Raw genomic sequence first — 16,006 nt, forward strand, 5'->3', positions numbered from 1 at the left:
ACGCAGGTGCGCGAGCTGGTGGAACTGGAGATGCCCGACGGCCAGGTGATCTGGGCGACCGTCGAGGACGCGGGACCCGGCGACGTCGGCCTGCTCCCCGGCGCCACCACGCTGCGCGGCTTCGCCGAGTCCCTCGACTCCGTGGCCACCAACGTCCGGGCGGCCCTGGCGAAGGCCGCACCCGACGAGACCACCGTGGAGTTCGGCCTCGAACTCGCCGCCGGCAAGAACGGGGTCGTCGCGGCCCTGGCCGGCGTCAGCGGCGCGGCCACCCTCAAGGTCACCATGACCTGGAAGCGCCCGGAAGCGCCGGCCGGGCACTGAGCGGATGTCGCGGCTGAGGGACCACGTCGTCCTCGTCGAGGAGGGCGCGAGCGTCGGCACCGGATTCCTGGTCGCCCCCGGCCTCGTGCTGACCTGCGCGCACGTGTCCGGGGCCGAGGTCGGCGCGAAGGTGACCGTGCGGTGGGCGGGGCACGCGCACGACGCCGTCGTCCTCGCCGCGTCGCCGGCCCCGACGGTCGGCCGGCTGTGGCCGTACCCGGACCTGGCCGTCCTCGAACTGACCGACCCGCCCGAGCACCCCTGCGTGTGGCTCGACGGCCGGCTCCCCGAGCGCCGCGCCGACCTGGAACTCGCCGGCTTCTCCGCGGTGTACGAGGCCGCGCCCGCAGGCCTGGACACCGACGCCCGGTTCGGCGGCACCCAGGACTACCACGGCGGCGAGATGCTCCAGATCACCGGCGCGGAGATCACCCCCGGCATGTCCGGCGGGCCGGCCCTCAACACGGCCACCGGCGGCGTCTGCGGCATCGTGAAGGCCACCCGGATGAAGGAGACCGCGCTCGGCGGCCTGGCCACCCCGGTCCGGGGCCTGCGCCTCCTCGACCCCCAGGTGTACGCGCGCCTGTGGCGGGCCCACGACCGCCACCACGCCCGGGCCCCGCACCCGGCCGGCGACCCGGTCCTGGCCAGCGGCCTGCGGCGCAGCGAGGAGATCGGGCTGCGCGGCCTGCTCACCGCCGCGCACCCCCCGGACCTCACCCCCGGCTACCTGCGCGCCGCCGGCCGGCTCGCCCGCGACCCCCGGCACCCGCTGCTCGTGCCCGGGGACGTGCTCAACGACCTCGGCGAGCTGATGCACCCGCCCGGCGGCCTGCTGCCCACCCTCGCGTACGCGGCGGACCTGTGCGGGGCGCGCGGGGCGCTGCGGGACTGGGTGTTCGCCACCGCCGGCCGGCTCGACGTCGGCGCGGCGGTCGCGGCCCGGCTCGACCGGTCCGGGGTGCTCGACGCCGCCTCGGTGATGGTGTGCCTGCGGCCGGCGGGCAACGACCACACCCGTTACCAGATCAGGGTCTGGCGGTTCGTCGCCGTCGACGACGTGACCGAGGTCCCCGGCCCCGGGGCGGCCCTCACCGCCGAGGACGCCTGGGCGTGGCTGCGCGCGCACCTGCCCGCCCAGCTCGCGATCCTCGCCGGCCGCGCCGAGAACGTCATGGTCGAACTGATCCTGCCCGTGGAACTGATGGACACCGCCGCCGAGGACTGGCGGGTCTGGCCGAAGGCCGCCTGGGCCCGGCTCGGCACCCGGCACCCGGTGCTGCTCCGCGACCTCGAACGGTTCGAGGAACCGCACCACCCCGGCTGGCAGCGCCGCTGGCGACGCCTCCTCCAGGAGGGCCTGGACCAGGCCCTGGCCCTCGTCGCCTGCGACGACGCCCGCGACCACGAACAGATGGACGCCTGGATCGAACAGGGCCTGCTCGCCCTCGTCCTGCCCGGCCCGGTGGGTTCCGCCCCGGCCCGCACCGCGATGGAGGCCGGCCTGTTCGCCGGGATACCCCTGATCCTGTGGCGCCGCACGGCCTGCGGACCCGACGCCTGCACCGTCGCCGAGTTCCACGCCGCCCTGACCGCCGGGCTCGCCGGCCACGGCGTCGTCGACGTCCCCGAACGCGTCCGGGCCCTGCGCAACGCGGCCGCCGCCGCACCCGGCGACGCCCGGCACCACGGGGCCGACCTCGCCGTGCTGTGGGACGACCCGGGACGCCGTCCCGGAGGCAACCTGATGAGGAACGTCCAGTGAGAGGTGACCCGATGCCGCAGGACTGGCGGATCTTCCAGGGGACCGGTGTGCCGCACGACGGCATCGACGGGCTGCCCGAACCCCCGCCGTGGCGGGACTTCCGCGGCGCCTCGCCCGGCACGGTCGCCGAGGACCGGGGCGCGCACAACCTGGCCCGGGCGACCACGTACCAGGCGAGCGCCGAGACCGTCGAGCTCGTCAACGCCGCGATGTACCTGCGCCGGCCGCTCCTCGTCACCGGCGCGCCCGGCACCGGCAAGTCGACCCTCGCCTACGCCGTCGCGCACGAACTGCGGCTCGGCCCCGTCCTGCGCTGGCCGATCACCAGCCGGTCCGCGCTCGCCGACGGGCTGTACCGCTACGACGCCATCGGCCGGGTCGGCGACGGGGACGCCGACATCAGCCGGTACCTGCGACTCGGCCCGCTCGGCACCGCCCTGGCCCCGTTCACCCGGCCCCGGGTGCTGCTCGTCGACGAGATCGACAAGAGCGACATCGACCTGCCCAACGACCTTCTCGACATCTTCGAGGAGGGCGAGTTCGAGATCCCCGAACTGTCCCGGATCGCCGACAGCACCCCGCGGGTCGCCATCCGCCCGGCCGACGACGGCCCGGCGATCACCCTGGACCGGGGCCGGGTCGGCTGCCACGCCTTCCCGGTCGTCCTGCTCACCAGCAACGGCGAACGCGACTTCCCACCCGCGTTCCTCCGCCGCTGCGTCCGGCTCGAACTGCCCCAGCCCGACCACGCCCGGCTCGCCGCCATCGTCACCGCGCACCTCGGCGCCGCCGAGGCCGACGCGGCGGCGGGACTGATCGAGCAGTTCCTCCAGCACCGCGAACGCGGCGAACTGGCCACCGACCAGCTGCTCAATGCGGTCTTCCTCGCCCGGCACATGGACGGCCCGCGCGAGCACCTCGCCGACCTCGTCCTCCGCCACCTCAACACGCCATGACCGTCGAACGGCTGCACGAGGTCCTCGCCGCCGCCGGCGTGGACCTCACCGGGCGCGAACTCGCCGAGATCCTCTGGCTCGCCGCGCGGGTCGGCCCGCCGCCCGCCGGGGCCCCCGGGGAGGACGTCCCGGCGGACGCGGAGCCGTTCGACCCGCCCGGCGGCACCGGCTCCCCGCAGCCCACCGGCCGGACACCCGAGCCGACCCGACCGGAGCGGGTTCCGCTGCACATCGACGACGACGAGCCCGACGGCGTGCCCGCCCGACCGGTCCGGGTGCGCGCCGCCCGCGCCCTGTCCGGGCCCCAGGCCGTGCAGCGGGCCCTGCGGCCGCTCAAACGCCGGGTGCCGTCCACCCGGGACCTGCGGCTCGACGAGGAGGCCACGGCGCGCCGGATCGCCGAGACCGGCATCAGGCTCCCCGTGCTCGTGCCCGCCCCCGCCCGGTGGCTGGACCTCGTCCTCGTCGCCGACGTGGGCGCCGCCGAACAGCTGTGGCTGAACCTCGCCCGCGAACTGCACCTCCTGTTCCGGCACCTCGGCGGCTTCCGCGACGTCCGGCTGCGCTACCTGCACGGCACCGACGGCGGCGCCCTCGGCCTGTCCGCCACCCACCAGGCCGACGACGCCCGCACCCAGTCGCCCACCTCCGTCATCGACCCCACCGGACGCCAACTCGTCCTCGTCCTCAGCGACTGCGTGGGCGCGGCCTGGCGGGACGGCACCGTCGGCGACGTCCTCGCCCGCTGGGCGGCCACCGGCCCCACGGCCATCCTGCAACCCCTGCCCGAACGCCTCTGGTCGCGCACCGCCGCGCCGCCCGTCCGGGGCCGACTGCACGCCCCGGCACCCGGCACGGCCAACACCCGACTGACCTTCACCGGGTACCAGCGGCGCTGGCGCTCCCTGCCCCCCGACGCCGTCGCGGTACCCGTCCTCGAACTCGGCCCCGACTGGCTCGCCCCGTGGGCCCGCCTCGTCGCCGGCCAGGGCGCCGCGGACCTGTCGGTGCTGCCCGCCGGCGTCCCCGGGCCGATGCTCGTCGAGGAACCCCCGGCCGACCTGGGCCCCGTCGAACGGGTCGCCCGGTTCCGGGCCGAGGCCAGCGCGACCGCCTACGAACTCGCCGGGTACCTGGCGGCCGCGCCGCTCAGCCTGTCCGTGGTCCGGCTGATCCAGGAGGTGATGCTGCCGGAGTCCCGCCCCGCGCACCTCGCCGAGCTCATGTTCAGCGGCCTGTTGCGCGCCGAGTCCCCGGCGGCCGGCGGCGACCGGCTGTACGACTTCGCCCCCGGCGTCCGCGACCTCCTCCTCGGCACCCTGAGCCGCAACGAGGTCGACCGGGTGCGGGACCGGGTCTCCCTGCGGGTCGAGCGCGACCTGCACCGGGCCGGCCCCGCGTTCACGGTCCTCGCGGCCGACGACGACGGGACCGCGCGGCTGCCCGCCGGGAGCCGGTCGTTCGCCCGGGTGGAGGCGCAGATCCGGCGCCGGGTGCACGGGGTACCGGCGGCCGTGGTGACGACCGCGCCTGCGGAGGTGGCGCTGGGGGACCTGGCCGACGTGCTGCGCTGGGCCGAGGAGACCTCCGACGTGGACGACGTCACGGAGGCGGTGGCCCGGGTGCGCCACCGGGTGGAGGGCACGCCCCCGGCGAGCCCCGCGCACTGGTTCGCCCTCGGCTACCTGGCCCGGCTGCACCTCGTCCTGGCCCGGAGGTTCGGCCGGACGGACGCGCTGACGGACGTCGAGTCGATCTGCCGCACCGTGATCGCGGAGGGTCCGGCCGAAGCGCGCGCCGGGGCTCTGGCGACCCTGAGCGAGGCTTTCGAGGAGGAGGTCATGGCGGGGGAGAACCGCCACAGCATGGACGAGGTCATCGCCACCGCCCGCGCGGCGGTCAAGGCGGAAGCCGACGGCGCCGGGCTCGTGGCGGCCAGAGCACGGCTGGGGCGGCTGCTGGCCTTCGACTCGCTGACTCATCCGCCGCTGGCCAGGCCGGAGGACGTGGACGAGGCGATCGAGCTCCTCCGGGAACCGGCGCGCCGGGCGACCGCCGACGACCGCTACAGCCTCGCCACCGTGCAGGACCTCGCGCGGGCCCTGACCGTGCGGGGCGCCCGACGCGCCGCCCTGTCCGACCTGGACGAGGCGATCGAACTCTGGGACCGGACCCTCGACTGGTTCGTCCCCGGCCGGCGGCAGAGCGGGTACCTGTGCGTCGCGCTCGGGGAACGGCACCGGCTGACGGGTGACGCCGGGGACCTCGACCGGGCGCTCGCCGTGTACGACATGATCGACCGCCCCGAGGAACAGGCCGTGTTGCGGGGCCTGCTGGTCGGGCTGCTCCGGCGCCGGTTCGCCGTCCTCGGGGATCCGGCGGACCTCGACCGGGCGGTCACGGCGGCCTGGTCCTCCACGAGAGACGACGCCGAGGTGCCAGCCAGCTGGGAACTGCTCGCCGACGTGCTCGCCGAGCGTGCCGAGCTGCCGTCGGCCGGCACGGAGACGCCGTCGGAGAGCGGGGAGACCGGTGGAGACGACCGGTCTCAGGCCGTCGCCGCGCAGCTCCGGGCGGTGGGCCTGCTCGCCGGTACGGGGCTGTGGCGGGAGTACGCCGGGAGCCTGGCGCGCCTGGCGGCGTTCCAGGGGCGGGCGGGTCGATGGGCGGACGCCCTCGGCAGCCAGAGCTCCGCCGTCGAGGTGCTGCGCGACGCGCGCGCGGAAAGGTACTGGAACGACGCCGGGTTACTGGCGGAAGCACTGCTCACCCTGGCGTGGGCCGGGAGGTCCGCGGAGGACGGTGCCACAGCGTGGCGCGCCCAGGCGGAGGCGGAGCAACTTCTGACCCTGTCGACCTCCGACTCCGGTGTCGAGGAGGCGACCCGGGTCCGTCTTCTGGTCGAGCTCGCCAAGTTCCGCCTGGCAGCACCTGGGTTCGACGAGCCCGGACCGTCGGTCGACCTCGCGGAGGACCTGGCCCGCGCGCGACTCGTCGCCGACCCCGGGTCGGAGAGCCTGCTGGACCTGGCCAGGGTGCTCACGACGAAGGCCCGGATCCTGTTGTCGCCGTCCGCCCCCGACGTCGGGTACGTCGCGGACATTCTCCGAGAGGCGCGGGGGCTGTGCGGGCGCGCCGTCGGATACGCGGTCGCCCCCGTCCTGGAGGAGATCCGGTCCGTCGAGGAGGAGGCGGCGTTCGCCGAGGCCCAGCACGACGCGGCCGGCAGGCTGGTCGTCACCGGTGATCCCGCGACCGGCCGGCACCTGCCGGACGCCGCCCGGTCCCAGGTCGTCATGATCGGGCCCGACATCCAGGGCTCGCTCCGAGCAGCCGTGCAGGTCCGCGAGGCCCTGTCGGCGCTCAGCGACCAGCTGACCGGTTCCGGCGGCGTGTTCGCCGCCGACAGCGTCCTGCGGCTCGGCGACAACGACCCCACCCTGGAGCAGGACCTGCGCCGGGCCGCGTCCCGGGCCACGGACACCTTTTTCGTGTACTACGCGGGCGAGGTCTCCTTCGACACCCGCAGCGCCCTGCGCCGCCCCTCGGGCCGCTCCCTCAACTTCCACGCCCTGCGCCGCCTGCTCGCCGAGAGCCCGGCCCACCGCCGGGTGCTGATCGTGGACCACTGCATGGGCGCCCCGTGGACGGGTCGGACGCCCGACGCCCGCTTCCTGGAGGGCGCGGACCCGCCGGGACCGGGCTACCAGGCGCTGCTCGTGGCCCTGTCGGGGGACGCGGCGGCCAGCCCGTCCGGATTCCCGTTGACCGAGCGCATGACGGCGCTGCTCTCCGAGGGCGTCCCCGGCGCCGGTCCCGTGGTGCTGGTCAGCGAGCTCGCCCGGTGCCTGGCCCCGGACCTGCGCCGACGGGGACTGGCGTTCGGCTGGTCGGCCTCGTCGGAGGAGTGGGACCTGGCCCTCGCCCACAACGCGGCGTACCACCGCCGCTGATCACGCGCGGACCTTCGCCGGTCCGCAGGCACCGCCCCTTCCGGCCGGACAACCCTGGGGTGTCCACCACTCCCGGGTCCCGGCCCCGCTGGATTTCCCGGAGGCGCTCACGCGGCTCCTCGACAGACCCATGATGTGAAGGGGGTGCGTGATGGGAACACAGGTGGCCGCCGGTCGGACGGGATGGGGCCCAGCGGCCGAGCGGGCAGCTCGGCGGCTGGCCGCGTCGACCGCCGCCGGCGCCCTGCTCGGCCTGCTCGTCGGCGGCGTGGGCGGCCGGCTGGCCATGGGGCTGCTCGCGGCCATGAACCCCGCCGCCACCGGCGTGATCAGCGACGACGGGTTCCGGATCGGCCAGTTCACACCGTCGGGTACGGCGAACCTGCTGGTCGCCACGACCCTGATCGGCGTCCTGGGCGGCGGGATCTACCTGGTACTCCGACAGGTGGTGTTCGGTCCCCGATGGTTCCAGGTGCTGTCCCTGTCGCTGGGTCCCGCGGTCGTGGTCGGTTCCCTGGTCGTCCACGTCGACGGGGTCGACTTCACCCTGCTCGGGCCGCCCCTGCTCGCCGTAGCCCTGTTCGTGGCGCTCCCCGGGATCTACGCGGCGCTGCTCACCGTGCTGGCGGAACGCTGGCTCGCACCGGACGGTCCGTTCGCACGCGGGCGCCGGCTCCCGACGCTGGCTCCCCTGCTGCTCTGGATTCCCCTCGCACCCGTTCCGGTCGTCCTCGCGGCCGGCTGGCTGTTCACCCGGTGGGTACGCCCCCCGGCGCGCATCCGTGAGCTGGCGCTCGGTGTCGCCCGTACCGGCCTGGTGGTGCTCTTCTCCGTCAGCCTGTACGCGCTGGTCCGCGACACCGTGCGTCTCCTGGAGTGAGCGGACCGTCCGGAGACCGGGGTCGGGGCCCGGGTGCCGTCACTCCTCGCCGAACAGCGCCCGGGCGTTGCTGACCAGCTCCCTGGTCCCGAACTCCTCGCGGGTGAGGAACAGCATCGCCAGCCCCTCACCGAGGACGACGTCCTCCTGGCACGCGTCGGTGTCGCCCTCGAACACGTGGAAGCGGACCCCGGTCCCGTCGGCGCCGACCTGCTCCAGCACCCGGCAGGGCTCCAGGACGGCGGTCAGCCCGGTCTCCTCCAGCAGCTCACGGTGGGCGGCGGTCAGGGCGTCCTCCCCGGGCTCCACCAGTCCGCACGGCGGCCCCCACCGTCCCGGCTCCGCACGCTTGTCGTGGCCTCGGTGCTGCATCAACACCCGCCCCACCCGGTCGGTGAGGAGGATGACCGCCACGTCGTCAGTGATCATGCACGGCACCCTAGGCGACGGGTACGACATCCCCGCGGGCCCCGCTCCGCCCGGCCCCGGCGGGGCCGCCGCGCCTGGTCCGGCGAGCCCCCGGACGCCGGTCAGCTACCGGTTCCCCGGCGGGCGATGACCAGGCCCCGCCAGCCGAGCACCAGTGCGACGAGGCCGAACACGATGGCCATGGCGCCGCCGACGACTCCGTTCCCGGTGCCGGGTCCGCCGTCGGAGACGACCAGGTTCAGCACGCCCACGACCACGGCGGTCAGCCCCGACACCACGGCCACCGGGGCGCCGCGCCGCCCGAGGCCGGTGCCGCGTGCCCGACGGGTGAGGGCGGCGGCGCCGATGACGAGGCCGAGGAGGCCCAGGAGCGCGGCCGAGGTGGCCCAGGCCCGTGCGACGGTCCAACCGGTGACGGTCCCGGCGGCCTGGACGGTGGAGCGCGCGGATGCCGGTGGGGCGAGGACGAAGGTCGTGACCGCGGCGGTGAAGGACGCGGCGAGCAGACGGCGAACGGACATGGGAGTTCCTCTCCGTGGTGGTCGGTCAGGTCTGATCGTGTCCGCCCGGCCGCCGCCGGTCGTCGTGCGGCTGTGGACACTTCCACCTACGACGGACGCGGGAGTGGACGGTTGTGTACCGCGCCCGTGGTAGCCGGACTCTCCTCCTCGGGCAGGAGCCGCCGATGATCATGCCCGGATAGGGTCTGGGGCATGACCACCGGACCGTCGCGCATTCGGCCCCGCCTCCTCGACGGGGCGGTCGCCGTCGGGGTCGCCGCGATGACGCTGGTCTCCGGACTGTCCGGACAACACCCCAGCACGGCGCTCGGCCTGCCCGGCTGCGCGCTGCTGGCGGCCAGCGGCCTCATCCTGACCGTGCGCCGCCGGGCTCCGGTCGCCGTCCTGGCCGCGACCGGCCTTTTCACGGTGGGGTACCTGGCGCTGGGCTTCGGCAGCCCGGCTCTGGGTTACCTGTTCGCTGTGTTCACCGCCGTACGGGCGGGGCACCGCGTCGCGGCCCTCGGTAGCACTGTGCTGCTGTTGGTGGCGATCCCGGCCGCGCTCATGGTCTCCGTCCGGGACTGGTCGCTGGCGGAGGCGGTCGCCGGCAACCGGGACGTGCTGCAGCTGGCCTGGCTCGTGGCGGCCGGCGCGGCGGGTGAGGCGCTCCGCCAGGCCGACCGTCGGGCGGGGGAGGCCGAACGGAACCGCGAGGAGACGGCCCTACGCCGCGCGGGAGAGGAACGGCTGCACATCGCACGCGAGCTGCACGACTCGCTCACCCACCAGATCTCGGTCATCAAACTGCAGGCCGAGGTGGCCGTCCACTTGGCCCGCAAGCGGGGTGAGCAGGTGCCGGCGGCGTTGCTGGCGATCCAGGAAGCCGGCCGCGAGGCGTCCCGGGAGCTGCGCGCGACCCTGGAGACGCTCCGGGACGACGACGCGACACCGCCGCGCGGCCTGGACCAGCTTCCGGACCTGGTGGACCGGGCGCGGGCGATGGGGCTGGACGCGACCCTGACGGTCGAGGGGCGACGGCGCGAGGTGCCGACCCCGGTGGACCGCGCCGCCTACCGGATCGTCCAGGAGTCGCTCACCAACGTCGCCCGGCACGCGGCGGCCGCGTCGGCGTCGGTCCGCGTCGACTACCGCCCGGACGTGCTCGCCGTGACGGTCGAGGACGACGGCGCGGCGACGTCGGACCCGGTAACGCCCGGGACCGGACTGCTCGGGATGCGCGAACGGGTCGCAGCCCTCGGCGGCCGCCTGCACGCGCGACCGCGTCCTGAGGGTGGATTCGCCGTCCACGCCGAACTTCCTATGGGCCGCACCCTGTGATCCGGGTCCTGCTGGTCGACGACCAGCCACTCATCCGGAGCGGTTTCCGGGCACTTCTCGACGCCGAGGACGACATCGAGGTGGTGGCCGAGGCCGCCGACGGCCAGCAAGGCGTCGCGCTGGCCCGGCGACACCTGCCGGACGTGGCGCTCGTCGACATCCGGATGCCCGTCCTCGACGGCATCGAGGCGACCCGCCAGATCGCCGCCGACCCCGCCCTCACCGCGGTGCACGTGGTCATCCTCACCAACTACGGCCTCGACGAGCACGTCTTCCACGCGCTGCGCGCCGGCGCGGCCGGGTTCCTCGTCAAGGACATCCTGCCGGAGGACTTCCTGCACGCGATGCGGGTCGCGGCCCGTGGTGACGCCCTGCTCGCACCGTCGATCACCCGGACCCTGATCCAGCGGTACGTCGCGTCCCCGCCCGCCACCGCCGGCCGGGAGCTCGCGGAGCTGACCAACCGGGAACGCGAGGCCGTCGTCCTCGTCGCCCGGGGCCTGTCCAACGACGAGATCGCCGACCGGCTCGTGATCAGTCCGCTGACCGCGAAGACCCACGTCAACCGGGCGATGACGAAACTCCACGCCCGCGACCGCGCCCAGCTCGTCGTCCTCGCCTACGAGTCCGGGCTGGTCGCGCCGCGCACCTGACGTGCGCCGCGGGTGTCCGTGCCGGCCCTGGTTCCCGGGTACCGCTCCGGCCGGTTCCCGCCACGGAACGCCGCGCGGATGGCACGCTCGGATACGGGGACGGCCGGCGTCGGGCGCAGGCCGGGCTGACCGGAGGGGGCCGCCATGACAGCGCGGGACGCCGTGGCCGACCTGCGGGCGATCGCGTTCGCGCTGGAACGGGCGGGGGAGGCCGCGTACCGGGTCAAGGCCTTCCGCAGGGCCGCCGACGCCGTCGGCGCGCTCCCGGCCGACGAGGTGACCCGGCGCGCGACCGACGGCACGCTGACCGGGGTGCCGGGGATCGGGGAGGTCACCGCCCGCTGCGTGGCCGAGTCGCTCGCGGGGGAGGAACCGGTCTACCTGCGCCGCCTGCTGGCGACGGCCGACACCCCGCTCGACGAGGCGACCGCGGCCCTGGTGGCGGCGCTGCGGGGCGACTGCCACACCCATTCGGACTGGTCGGACGGCGGTTCCCCGATCGAGGAGATGGTGGCGGCGGCGGTCGCGCTGGGACGGGAGTACCTGGTCGTCACGGACCATTCGCCGCGCCTGACGGTCGCCCGGGGGCTGTCGGCGGACCGGCTGGCCGAGCAGCTGGACCTGATCGCGGCCCTGAACGCGACCGTGCCGCCCGGCTTCCGGATCCTCACCGGCATCGAGGTCGACATCAACGCCGACGGCACCCTGGACCAGACCGACGAGCTCCTCGGCCGCCTCGACGTGGTCGTCGCGAGCCTGCACAGCCGGTTGCGGGACCCGTCGGAGCTGCTCACGCCCCGGATGCTGGCGGCGGTGGCGAACCCGCACGTCGACATCCTCGGGCACTGCACGGGCCGGATCGTGCGCGCGGACTCCGCCCGGGCGGGTGGCCGGACCCGGCCGCCGAGCGAGTTCGACGCGCCGGCGGTGTTCGCGGCCTGCGCCGAGCACGGGGTCGCCGTGGAGGTCAACGCGCGGCCGGACCGGCAAGACCCGCCCAAGCGGCTGCTCCGGTTGGCGGAGGAGGCCGGCTGCCTGTTCGCGGTGGACTCCGACGCGCACGCGCCCGGGCAGCTCGACTGGCTGCGCCACGGGTGCGAGCGGGCGGCCCGGTGCGGGGTGCGCGCCGACCGGATCGTCAACACGTGGCCGGTGGCGGAACTGCTGGCGTGGACGGCGGGTCGCGGTACCCGATGAAGGTTCGACCGCGGAAAGCTTAGTGCTCAGTTGAACACCGCTAAGCTTTCCGGGGGTACCGATGAACCGCCGCGCCTTCGTCGCCGGCATGCTGATCGACGCGCTCGCCGGCACCGTGTTCGCGGTCAACCCCGTCATGATCGCGGTACTCGGCGTCCCGGCTCGCCCTCCGGGCCCGGCGGACCCGGGCGGCGGCCCTCGGCGGTGCGACCCTGGCGGGCTCGGGCCTGCTGCTCCACCTCGAACGGCGGCTCCCGGCGCACGCGGCGCACCCGGTGCCGGCCCCGGTCCCCGTCGCGGCCTGAGGCTCCACTCCCGACCGGCCCGCCCCGCCCGGGGAGTGTTCGGACTGGTTACAGACTTCTGACGCGCGCATCGCGGGTGACCCGGACGCGAGTAGTATTCAGATAAGGCCCAATACGGATGAAATGGGGCGATTCACATGACGGTTACCGGACGCGGCTTCGCGACCCTGCCGGCATCGGACCTGGAGCGGGCGAAGAGCTGGTACGCGGAGAACCTCGGGCTCAAACCGGCCCAGGAGGTCGACGGCGGGGTGGTCTACGACATGGCGGAGGGCACCAAGGTCTTCCTGTTCACGTCGAGCGGCAAGCCGAGCGGCACCCACACCCAGGTCTCCTTCGAGGTGGACGACGTCGAGGCCGAGGTGCGGGGCATGAAGTCCCACGGCGTGCAGTTCGAGGAGTACGACCTGCCGGGGTTCAAGACCGTGGACAGCATCGTGACGGACGCCAACGGGAAGGGCGCCTGGCTGCACGACTCGGAGGGCAACCTGATCGCCATCTCCGAACGCCTGCCGTTCTGAACCGACCAACCACAATGGGCGGACCACACGGGCCCGCCCATTGGCCGTGAAATCGCGTTGCCGCCCTCCCCGGAGCGCCCGTACTGTTCTTTCGGCGGCAGGAAAAAGACCAGTTGAGGGGTACCCGATGATGCGGCGGACGGCGATGAATGTTCGGTGGTTCGCCGCTCGCGTACTCGGGTGGGACGCTCCCGTCGCGGCGTGGAACTGGGCCCTCGGGCAGCACGCTCCGGGGCGGTGGCCCAGCTAGCGCGTGACAGTGCGACTGCCGCCCACCCGGTACCCGGACAGGGCGGCTCTTCCGTTTCTGGAAACCGTCGCCGCGACTTGTTTCCCCATCTGAGTCTCCCGCGTCCTCCACCGTGGGCGGTGCGAGAGCGTCGGCATCCATGCGCGGTGCCGAACAGTCCCGGGCGCGACACGGTTCCACGGTGCCGCGTCCGGGACGCCACGGTTCCGCGGTGCGGAGTTCGGGGCGCTACGGTTCCGCGGTGCGGCGTCCGGTTTGTCGCGCCGGCAGACCTGGTGTCGCGGTGCGTTTCCAGGGTGAGCGGCCCGTGCGGTGGACTCTGCTCGGTGGGATCCGTCGCCCGCTAGGACAGGTAGCGGAAGAACGTGGCCAGTTGGGCCGCGCCCGGGGAGGTCGTCTCCAGCCCGGTGGCGACCAGGGCGCCGTCCGGTTGCAGGGCCACGGCCGACAGCGAGTCGAACACCCCGGTCCCGCTGTTGTCGGCGACGACCACCCCGTCATCGCTGAACGAGGTGTCCAGGGTCCCGTCCGGCAGGTACCGGGCCAGCAGCGCATCCCGCAGGAATCCGGGCCGCTCGGCCGTACCCACGACGACGATCCTGCCGTCCGGGCGGAGCGTCACCCCGGACACTCGGCTGGACAGGCCCATGCCGCCCAGATCCGCCAGCACCAGACCGCCGGGGCCGAACGTCGGGTCCAGGGTGCCGTTCGTCCGGTACCGGGCGAGGGCCGCCCTGGTCCTGCCCGTGGCCGGGTCGGTACCGATCCCGGTGACGACGACGCGCCCGTCCGGTTGCAGCACGACCGTGTCGGCGATGGCGGTCCGGCCGGACTGGGTGGTGACCGTGCCGTCCCCGCCGAACGTGGGGTCGGGGGTGCCGTCCGGGCGCAGGCGGAGCACGCCGAACGCGTAGTAGTAGCCGGAGGTGGGTGTGCGCCGGCCCGCCTGCCCCGCGGCCAGGATCCTGCCGTCCGGCCCGACGGTCAGCTTCGACACCCGGTCGTACCGGCGGCCGGCCCCGGGAGCGTCGAACACGCCGGTGACCAGGCCACCCGTGCCGAAGCTGGGATCCGGGGAGCCGTCGGCCCGGAAGCGCAGGACCGCGAACTGCTCGCCGGTGCCGGCCGCGACGTACCCGCCGACGACGATCCGGCCGTCGGGCAGCACCGCCGCGGTCGTGGCCGACAGACCGTCGAGAGCCGCGCCGAGGACCAGTCCGCCGGTGCCGAACGTCGGATCGGGAGTCCCGTCCGCCAGGTACCGCACCAGGGCGACCCGCCCGTACGGATAAGCGTAGTGGTCCCCGACCGCCAGGATCCGCCCGTCGGGCAGGGCGGTCACCGACCGGAAGGAGTCCGCGCCCCCGGGCACGTCGGTCACGACCAGCCCGCTGGTGCCGAACGCCGGATCGGGGGTCCCGTCAGGCCTGAGCCGGACCAGCGCGGATGCCTGGGTCCCCGTGCCCGCCGCCACGCTGCCGGCCGCGAGGATCCGGCCGTCCGGTAGGACCAGGACGTCGGAGAAGGCGTTGTAGAGCCGGGGCGCCACGGTCACCTTGCCCGCGACGCCGAACGTCGGATCGAGGGTGCCGGACGGGCCGGCGGCGGAGACGGGGGACGGCAGGGCCACCAGGGCGGTGGCCAGTCCGAGGGTGAACCACCAGCGACGCACGGGACCACACTCCTCATCATGTGGGACGAGATGTCCGACAAAGTCGATACGCGGGTATCGGACCATCCTGCATGGACAGTGGCAAGCGAACTGCCGATAACCGACCGCCGCCGAGACCAGGTGTCAGCGACCGGCCCGGTGCCGGCCGCCCCCGTTCCCGTATGGCGACTGGGAAGTGGCGGCAGGCCTGCCTACTCGGCGTCGCCGTGATCATGTGCGCCCCACGTACCTAGACCACCAGTGGCAGGATGCACGCCTCCAGTGCCCAGCTCCCGCTGCCACCGAGCTGGATCAGGTTGCCACTCTTGCCTCGACGGTAAACCCGTACCCGGGTACGACATGCAAGGCCGATCTTGGAGCGAGTCTGGTTGACTCCTCGAGTGAGGCGTCAACGGTGGCCTGCCCATCCACGGCGGCGCCGCCCTCCTGGGATACCTGAGTATCGAGACCCTGCGGCTCCGTCGCCGTCCGGCGAAGGCGTCATCCGCCACTGCCAGCAATACCTCGCGACCCGCCGCGACCTACGCCCACCGGTGGAATGCCGGGCTGTCAACGAGGCCGAATGGACGGAGTCCGAGGAGCACTTCGACAAGCGCAAGTTCGAGCTCGGCTCGATCCGTCAGCGGAAACGCTGACGAGTATGGCTGCTACGGTCCGGTCATGGACGAGGACACGTTCTGGGCGCTTATAGCGGAGTCGCGGCAGGAGAGCGAAGACAACACCGAGCTCGCCTCGCGCGTCCTTTTCCGCCGCCTGCGCACGCTCGACGTAGCCGAGGTAGTCGAGTTCGTCCGGCTCTGGGAACGAACAAGGTCTCGCTTGTACTCGTGGCCGGTTACCGACGCGGCCTGCCTGCTGCTCGGACCGGTGGAGGAGGAAGATCTGCGCCATGTCCAGAACTGGGTCATCTCCTACGGCCTCCCGGCGGTCGAGCGGATCGCCCGGGATCCAGATGCCCTCACGGATCTCGCCGCGGATGCGGGCAACGCCCGTGCGCACTGGTTCGAGGAGTTCACAACGGAGGCGCACATCGTCGCCAGTGGCACCTGGCCGCCCGGCTACGATCCGGACGGGCCGGAGGATCTGATCGGCGAGCGAACGGACCTCGAAGACCGGACTGCCGTCGGTCGGCGGTTTCCCAGACTGGCCGCGTTCCGACGTGACCACCCCGAACTCGGAACCCCCGAGCTTCGATGATCAGTCCGTCGCGGATGAGATGATCACGGCATGGACGCGAGGCCGCTGACGCAGCGAGAACGC

The 16,006-nt window shown here is 74.1% G+C and carries 13 protein-coding genes; 10 read left to right on the forward strand and 3 right to left on the reverse strand.

Annotated features, from left to right (window positions below; genetic code table 11):
- Positions 1-6 precede the first annotated feature (6 nt).
- The 5 genes from PT931_RS21865 to PT931_RS21885 all read left to right on the forward strand — a co-directional run bounded on the left by PT931_RS21865 (position 7) and on the right by PT931_RS21885 (position 7,878).
- A complete protein-coding gene (locus tag PT931_RS21865; RefSeq protein WP_456247625.1) occupies positions 7-324 on the forward strand; it encodes a CU044_2847 family protein in 318 nt (105 codons plus the stop codon).
- A 4-nt stretch (positions 325-328) separates the two neighbouring features.
- A complete protein-coding gene (locus PT931_RS21870; RefSeq protein ID WP_456247626.1) occupies positions 329-2,089 on the forward strand; it encodes a VMAP-C domain-containing protein in 1,761 nt (586 codons plus the stop codon).
- An 11-nt stretch (positions 2,090-2,100) separates the two neighbouring features.
- Entirely contained in the window at positions 2,101-3,045 is a 945-nt protein-coding gene (locus PT931_RS21875) for an AAA family ATPase (RefSeq protein WP_456247627.1), read from the forward strand.
- Positions 3,042-6,998: an SAV_2336 N-terminal domain-related protein gene (locus PT931_RS21880; protein ID WP_456247628.1), complete on the forward strand. Its 3,957-nt coding sequence runs from the start codon at positions 3,042-3,044 to the stop codon at positions 6,996-6,998. The genes PT931_RS21875 and PT931_RS21880 overlap by 4 nt, the downstream gene beginning before the upstream one ends.
- A gap of 151 nt (positions 6,999-7,149) precedes the next feature.
- On the forward strand, positions 7,150-7,878 hold the full coding sequence (locus tag PT931_RS21885) for a hypothetical protein (RefSeq protein WP_456247629.1): 729 nt from the start codon (positions 7,150-7,152) through the stop codon (positions 7,876-7,878).
- A 39-nt stretch (positions 7,879-7,917) separates the two neighbouring features.
- Here the strand turns inward: PT931_RS21885 and PT931_RS21890 are convergent, their stop codons facing one another.
- Both PT931_RS21890 and PT931_RS21895 read right to left on the reverse strand, forming a co-directional pair.
- Positions 7,918-8,307, reverse strand: coding sequence for an NUDIX domain-containing protein (locus PT931_RS21890; RefSeq protein WP_456247630.1), 390 nt, complete (start codon positions 8,305-8,307; stop codon positions 7,918-7,920).
- 101 nt (positions 8,308-8,408) lie between these two features.
- Entirely contained in the window at positions 8,409-8,828 is a 420-nt protein-coding gene (locus PT931_RS21895) for a DUF6223 family protein (protein ID WP_456247631.1), read from the reverse strand.
- Positions 8,829-9,020: 192 nt separating this feature from the next.
- On the opposite strand from PT931_RS21895, the gene PT931_RS21900 reads away from it, so the two are divergent.
- From PT931_RS21900 to PT931_RS21915, 4 genes are all read left to right on the forward strand, one after another.
- Positions 9,021-10,148 carry a sensor histidine kinase gene (locus tag PT931_RS21900; RefSeq protein WP_456247632.1) on the forward strand — a complete coding sequence of 376 codons (1,128 nt, stop codon included), beginning with the start codon at positions 9,021-9,023 and terminating at the stop codon, positions 10,146-10,148.
- Positions 10,145-10,801, forward strand: a complete 657-nt coding sequence (locus PT931_RS21905) for a response regulator (RefSeq protein WP_456247633.1) — start codon at positions 10,145-10,147, stop codon at positions 10,799-10,801. Before PT931_RS21900 ends, PT931_RS21905 begins: the two co-directional genes overlap by 4 nt.
- 144 nt (positions 10,802-10,945) lie before the next feature.
- Positions 10,946-11,998, forward strand: coding sequence for a PHP domain-containing protein (locus PT931_RS21910; RefSeq protein WP_456247634.1), 1,053 nt, complete (start codon positions 10,946-10,948; stop codon positions 11,996-11,998).
- Positions 11,999-12,440: 442 nt separating this feature from the next.
- Positions 12,441-12,824, forward strand: a complete 384-nt coding sequence (locus PT931_RS21915) for a VOC family protein (RefSeq protein ID WP_456247635.1) — start codon at positions 12,441-12,443, stop codon at positions 12,822-12,824.
- Positions 12,825-13,417: 593 nt separating this feature from the next.
- On the opposite strand, the gene PT931_RS21920 is transcribed toward PT931_RS21915, so the two are convergent.
- Positions 13,418-14,746 (reverse strand): delta-60 repeat domain-containing protein, encoded by a 1,329-nt coding sequence (locus PT931_RS21920; RefSeq protein ID WP_456247636.1) that lies wholly within the window; start codon positions 14,744-14,746, stop codon positions 13,418-13,420.
- Positions 14,747-15,406: 660 nt separating this feature from the next.
- On the opposite strand from PT931_RS21920, the gene PT931_RS21925 reads away from it, so the two are divergent.
- Entirely contained in the window at positions 15,407-15,943 is a 537-nt protein-coding gene (locus PT931_RS21925) for a DUF4240 domain-containing protein (RefSeq protein ID WP_456247637.1), read from the forward strand.
- The last annotated feature ends 63 nt before the right edge of the window (positions 15,944-16,006 follow it).

The sequence above is a fragment of the Longispora urticae genome, assembly GCF_053902585.1.